Origin of the sequence: Janthinobacterium sp. CG_23.3, from assembly GCF_046115965.1 — a bacterium.
Taxonomy (GTDB): Bacteria; Pseudomonadota; Gammaproteobacteria; order Burkholderiales; family Burkholderiaceae_D; genus Janthinobacterium.
In genome coordinates this window covers 1-6,280 of sequence record NZ_JBJXIB010000197.1, presented here as the reverse complement: position 1 = coordinate 6,280, position 6,280 = coordinate 1, and the positions used below count along the sequence as shown (strand labels likewise).

The following is a 6,280-nucleotide window of genomic DNA, read 5'->3' as shown; positions in this document are numbered from 1 at the left end:
AATATCGAGAGTAAACGCCTTTTTCAAAGAGTTTACAAGCGATACCTACAAGCTGTGCTCATCGCCTCGGCTCCGCCTTCATGCAATCGCCCTGGCGCAGCGCGTCTCGCCGCGGCCAACGTGGTCGGATTACGCTACGCTAATCCGACCTACTACACGCTAACGTAACGCCAGCGGGGGCCGCCGGGAACGAAACCCCGGCCTGCCTTATAATGGCGGGGTCCAAAAAACTGACCCGCCCATGTCCACCACCCCAGCCGAACCGGCGCTGATCCGCCACCTCGGCCAAGCCGACTACGAAGCCACCTTCGCCGCGATGCGCGCCTTCACCGACGCCCGCGGCACCGACACGCCCGACGAACTATGGATCGTCGAGCACGCGCCGGTGTTCACGCTGGGCCTGGCGGCCGACCGCAACCACCTGCTGGCCGGCGCCGGCATTCCCGAGCACGCGATCCCGGTGGTGCAGACCGACCGCGGCGGCGAAGTCACCTTCCACGGCCCCGGCCAGGTGGTGATCTACCTGCTGATGGACCTGCGCCGTAACAAGCCCGGCGGCAAACTGTACGCGCGCCAATTCGTCCACAAAATCGAGCAAGCCATCATCAACGTGCTGGCGGCGTATAATCTGGCTGGCGAGCGCATCGATGGCGCGCCCGGCATCTACGTCGCCGGCGGCCCCCGCAAGGGCGCCAAGATCGCCGCGCTGGGCCTGAAAGTGCGCGGCAACGGCTGCACCTACCATGGCGTGTCGCTGAACGTGGCGATGGACCTGGCGCCGTTTTCGTGGATTAACCCGTGCGGCTACAGCGGGCTGGAAACGGTGGACATGCGCAGCATGGGTTCGACCGCGACGCTGGCCGAGGTGCAACTGGCGCTGGCGCGCGAACTGACCGCTTTACTCGATGTGGACGGCGCCGAGCGCCCCGCCGCAGCAACCGAATAACGTAACTAAGCCCTAGGGCATGCAGCCAATGACTTCTGAGACCACCCCGAGCGTCGCTCCCGCCTACAACCCGAGCGAAAAGCAAAAAGGCGCCAGCAAGACCGCGCGCATCCCGATCAAGATCATCCCGATCCAGCAGGTCGAGCGCCTGAAAAAGCCGGATTGGATCCGCGTCAAGGCCGCCTCGGCCTCGACCCGCTTCTACGAGATCAAGGAAATCCTGCGCGAGAACAAGCTCGTCACCGTGTGCGAGGAAGCCAGCTGCCCGAACATCGGCGAATGCTTCGGCAAGGGCACCGCGACCTTCATGATCATGGGCGACAAGTGTACCCGCCGCTGCCCGTTCTGCGACGTCGGCCACGGCCGCCCGGACCCGCTCGACGTTGACGAGCCGGCCAACCTGTCGAAGACCATCGCCAAGCTGCGCCTGAACTACGTCGTCATCACCTCGGTCGACCGCGACGACCTGCGCGACGGCGGCGCCGGCCACTTCGTCGAGTGCATCCAGCAAACCCGCGCGCTGTCGCCGAACACCCGCATCGAAGTGCTGGTGCCGGACTTCCGCGGCCGCCTGGCCAAGGCGCTGGCGCTGTTCAAGGACGGCCTGCCGGACGTGTTGAACCACAACCTGGAAACCGTGCCGCGCCTGTACAAGGAGGCGCGCCCGGGTTCGGACTACACCCACTCGCTGGAACTGCTGCGCGACTTCAAGGCGCTGTACCCGAACGCCGTGACCAAGTCCGGCATCATGGTCGGCCTGGGCGAGACCGACGAGGAAATCCTGCAGGTGATGCGCGACCTGCGCACCTACAACGTCGACATGCTGACCATCGGCCAGTACCTGTCGCCGTCGGGCGACCACTTGCCGGTGCGCCGCTACGTGCACCCTGACGTGTTCAAGATGTTCGAGGCGGAAGCGTACAAGATGGGCTTCGTCCACGCCGCCGTGGGCGCGATGGTGCGCAGCTCCTACCACGCCGACGAGCAGGCGCACGGCGCCGGCGTCGAATCGGCGCTAAACGCCTGACGCGCCTTCGCGCGCCGCAAAAAACCGCCCGGCCAAGCGCCGCGCGGTTTTTTTTCGCCCCTGTTTCGGCCAAGCCAGGGCTGGCGAACGCCAACGGAAAGTTAGCGCGTCGTAGGTCGGATCAGCCCATCGGGCGGAATCCGACCTACGCACATCGCCGGCGCCGTAATATCGATAACGATACTCATTGGTGTTATTCTGGCGGACTTCGCGCGCCCATGCAGACCGCCGCTTGGCCGGCGTCCATATCATCCCATTAAAAAGCCCGTCATGCCTAAACGCCTGAGCCAGCTTGTCATCGGCAAGTTGCACCTGTACCTCGGCCTGTCCTGCGGCATCGTCTTCGTCATGCTCGGCCTGACCGGTTCGCTTATCGCCTGGCTGCCGGAACTGGACGCGCTGCTCAACCCGACATTGCTGCAGGCCACGCCGAACCATCCCGGCGCGCCGTTCCTGGTGACGCCGCAAAAGGTGCAGGAAGTGGTTGACCACCTCAGCGCCAATCCGGCCTACGGCAAGCCGGCGCAGCTGAACCCGCCGTCGCACCCGCACGACGTCTACGTCGCCTCCTACCGCCGGCCGCTGCCGGCCGACGCCGCCGCCACCGCCCAGGCGCTGACGCGCCAGGTGATGCTCGACCCGTATACGCTGGAGATCAAGGGCGAGCGCGAGTGGGGCCGCTACGGCCTGTCGCGCCCGCTCTTGATGCCGACCCTGTTCCATCTGCACCGCTACCTGCTGTCGGGCGAGATCGGCAAAACGCTGGTCGGCGGCGCCGGCGTGGTCATGCTGGTGCTGGCGCTCACCGGGCTGGTGCTGTGGTGGCCGCGGCCGAACTGGCCGGCGCTGCGGCGCGCGCTGCGTATTTCCTTCGGCGGCTCCTGGCCGCGCCTGTTCTATTCCTCGCACAAGGCCAGCGGCTTTTTCGCCGCGCCGGTGCTGCTGGTGCTGGCCTTTTCCGGCGTCTACATGAACCTGCCGCAGGTCGTGGTGCCGGTGGTCGACATGGTGGCCGAGCTGGGGCCGACCGGCAAGCTGGGCAACACCAGCGCCGGCCCGCACATCCCGCCCGGCGCGGCGATGGCGCTGGCGCAGGCGCTGTATCCGGGCGGGCGGGTGTCGCGTATCGCGCTGCCGGCGAAACCGGCGCTGCCGTATGAAATCCGGGTGCGCCAGCCGAACGAGGTGGCGCAGGGCGACGGCGCCACCCGCATCACGCTCGACGCCGTCAGCGGCAAGCCGCTGCGCGTGCGCGACCCGCTGCGCGCGCCGGGCGGCGAGCGCTTCCTCGGCTGGCAGTTCCCCTTGCACAGCGGCCAGGCGTTCGGCACGGCCGGCCGCGTCTTCATCAGCCTGTTCGGCCTGCTGCCGCTGGGCTTTTTCGTCAGCGGCACGCTGGTCTGGTGGAAGCGCCGCCGCAAATAAGCCGGCCCGGCCGCGCGAACGCCGCGCGCCGGCCAAGGAAACGGTTATTGCCCCTATTCAAGCCTATAATTCATGTCGAGAATCGACGGCCACCGGGAAACAGCATGACTTTTGTAAACAATATTTCCATCCTCGGGGCCTTGATCGGCTGTAGCGCCTTCTTCTCCAGCGCCGAGATTTCGCTGGCGGTGGCGCGCAAACTGAAGCTGCAACTGCTGGCCGCCGAAGGCGTGCGCCAGGCCGAGAAGGTGCTGGCCTTGCAGGCCCAGCCGGGGCATTTCTTCACCGTCGTGCAGATCTGCCTGAACGCGGTGGCGATACTCGGCGGTATCTTGGGCGAGGCCTCCTTTCCGCCCTACATCGCGCAATTCATCCGCCAGTTCTACGACGGCGGCGCCGGCGTCGAGACGGCCAGCTTCCTGCTCTCGTTCCTGTTCGTCACCTCGATGTTCATCCTGCTCGCCGACCTGATCCCGAAACGCCTGGCGATGACCGCGCCGGAGCGGGTGGCGCTGGTGGTGATCGGGCCTATGCTCGTTTGCATCCGCGTGTTCAAGCCCGCCGTGCTGCTGTTCAACGGCTTGGCCAATCTGTTTTTCCGCATCTGCAAGGTGTCGACCGTGCGCAACGACGACATCACCTCGGCCGACGTGGTCGCCATGATCGACGCCGGCGCCCAGGCCGGCGTGCTGCACACGCGCGAACACCACGTGATCGAAAACGTTTTCGAACTTGAGACCCGCACCGTCACCGCGTCGATGACGCAGCGCGACAGTATCGTCTACTTTTCGCTGCACGACGGCATCGACGTCATCAAGCAGAAAATCACCGAGCACCCGCATTCGACCTTTTTGGTCTGCAACGGCGGCATCGATGAAATGGTCGGCTGCGTCAACTCGAAGGACATCCTGCTGCGCCTGCTCAACCAGCGCTCGCTGGCCATCAGCGAGCTGACCATCCGCACCGCGCTGGTGGTGCCGGACACGCTGACGCTGTGGGAGGTGTTGAGCCGCTTCAAGAGCAAGCGCGACAATTTCGCCGTCATCCTCAACGAATACGCGCTGGTGGTCGGCGTGATCACGCTGAGCGACGTGCTCAGTACCCTGATGGGCAATATGGTGAGCCAGTCGGCCGAGGAGCAGATCGTCAAGCGCGACGCCGACTCCTGGCTGATCGACGGCCTGACCCCGGTGCAGGACGTGCAATACGCGCTTGGCATCGGCCACTTCCCGGACGACCAGAACTACGAAACCATCGCCGGCTTCATCATGTACTCGCTGCGCAAGATCCCCAAGCGCACCGACTGCGTGCAATACGCCGGCTACAAGTTCGAAGTGGTCGACATCGACAGCAACCGCATCGACCAGTTGCTGGTGACGCGGCTCGACCCGCTGGCCGGCTGACGGCCGCGCCTGGCTTTTTTGCCGGCGCCGGGGACATCTCCGAAAAATTGCTATCATCGGGCTTGGGCGAAGCCGCGTCGGCCCGACGCGACCACTACACGAAAAAGAACATGACCAGACCTATTCCCACCCCCGCCTATTTCAACGAGTTCGGCGTCGGTACGCTGCCGGCGCATATGGGCATCGTCGTCACCGACATCGGCGAGCGCACCCTGAGCGCCCAGTTTGTCGTGGCGCCGCACCTGCTTGCGCCCAACGGTTTCCTGCACGCCGGCAGCGTGGTAAGCTTGGCGGACACGGCCTGCGGCTACGGTTGCGTGGCCAACCTGCCCGAGGGCGCGGCCAACTTCACGACGATTGAACTGAAGTCGAACCACCTTGGCACGGCGCGCGAGGGCGTGGTGCTGTGCACCGCCACGCTGGCGCACGGCGGCCGTACTACGCAGGTGTGGGACGCGGTGGTGACGGAGCAGGCCAGCGGCAAGACCATCGCGCTGTTCCGTTGCACGCAAATGATTTTGTATCCGCGCTAAGCCGTCGTCGGCGGTATCCATCCGGGAGATGAAGATGATGAAAAAATGGAGCACCTGGGCCGCCGCCGGCCTGCTGCTGGCGTCCTCGCTGGGCATGGCGCAGACGCCGTACAGCGAAGACTCGACGTACCGCGGCCTGGGCGGCAAGGAGGGCATCGACAAGATCGTCGCCAGTTTCCTGACCTTGGTTCAGCAGGACGTACGAGTCAAGGAAAGCTTTGTCGATTTCGACATGGAGCAGCTGGCCGGGCGCCTGGCCGAGCAGTTGTGCGAATTCAGCGGCGGCCCGTGCAAGTACACCGGCAAGTACAAGGACCGCGACATGGAGTCGTCGCACGTTGATTTAAAGATCACCAACGCCCAGTTCAACGCCGTCGCCGAGGACTTGCAACTGGCGATGGAGCGCCACGGCGTGCCCAACAGCGTGCAAAACAAGCTGATCGCCAAACTGGCTCCGATGCAGCGCGCCATCGTCACGAAGTAGGCGGTGTCCGCGGGGAGAACAGGGGAAACGGAAGAAGTAGGACGTTAAGGGTTTTGACGCGCCCGTAGCGGCCGAGTTTCCTCCTCGTCCATCTTACGGTTTTGCCGGCAAAGGTCATCTGCCAGGTTGATGCGCTGCCAACCCGGCGGCGACATGGATTGCTGCAGGGAGTCGTCTGTTAACTGCCGGCGTCGCGCAGCGCCTGGGCGACGCGCTCCAAGTAAGCGGCATGCCACGCACGATTGCCGCCGTCAGCAAATTCAGGCCGCTGTCCGGTACTGCTCGTCACCGCCAAACGCAATAGCCCCGAACCCCCGGCGTCGCCTGATGGCCGACACCCTCGAAGCATTGCCCAACTTCCCGAACAGGGCTCTATGCCGTTTTGTATGGAAATTGACTTCCGGATCGGTAGCGGGTACCCGCTTTCATAAGCGGTGCAACTGGGCGTAACGGGTTGTGTGG

General features: G+C 64.8%; 6 protein-coding genes. All 6 read left to right on the top strand.

What is annotated here, in order from left to right; genetic code table 11:
- The first annotated feature begins 241 nt into the window (after positions 1-241).
- The 6 genes from lipB to ACFDR9_RS26495 all read left to right on the top strand — a co-directional run bounded on the left by lipB (position 242) and on the right by ACFDR9_RS26495 (position 5,818).
- Positions 242-946, top strand: coding sequence for a lipoyl(octanoyl) transferase LipB (lipB, locus tag ACFDR9_RS26520; protein ID WP_017878244.1), 705 nt, complete (start codon positions 242-244; stop codon positions 944-946).
- Positions 947-974: 28 nt separating this feature from the next.
- On the top strand, positions 975-1,973 hold the full coding sequence (gene lipA, locus ACFDR9_RS26515) for a lipoyl synthase (RefSeq protein WP_017878245.1): 999 nt from the start codon (positions 975-977) through the stop codon (positions 1,971-1,973).
- A 270-nt stretch (positions 1,974-2,243) separates the two neighbouring features.
- On the top strand, positions 2,244-3,398 hold the full coding sequence (locus ACFDR9_RS26510) for a PepSY-associated TM helix domain-containing protein (protein ID WP_409032907.1): 1,155 nt from the start codon (positions 2,244-2,246) through the stop codon (positions 3,396-3,398).
- A 104-nt stretch (positions 3,399-3,502) separates the two neighbouring features.
- Positions 3,503-4,801 (top strand): hemolysin family protein, encoded by a 1,299-nt coding sequence (locus ACFDR9_RS26505; protein WP_035787843.1) that lies wholly within the window; start codon positions 3,503-3,505, stop codon positions 4,799-4,801.
- A 110-nt stretch (positions 4,802-4,911) separates the two neighbouring features.
- A complete protein-coding gene (locus ACFDR9_RS26500; protein ID WP_409032906.1) occupies positions 4,912-5,334 on the top strand; it encodes a PaaI family thioesterase in 423 nt (140 codons plus the stop codon).
- A 34-nt stretch (positions 5,335-5,368) separates the two neighbouring features.
- Positions 5,369-5,818, top strand: a complete 450-nt coding sequence (locus ACFDR9_RS26495; RefSeq protein ID WP_409032905.1) for a group I truncated hemoglobin — start codon at positions 5,369-5,371, stop codon at positions 5,816-5,818.
- Positions 5,819-6,280 lie beyond the last annotated feature (462 nt).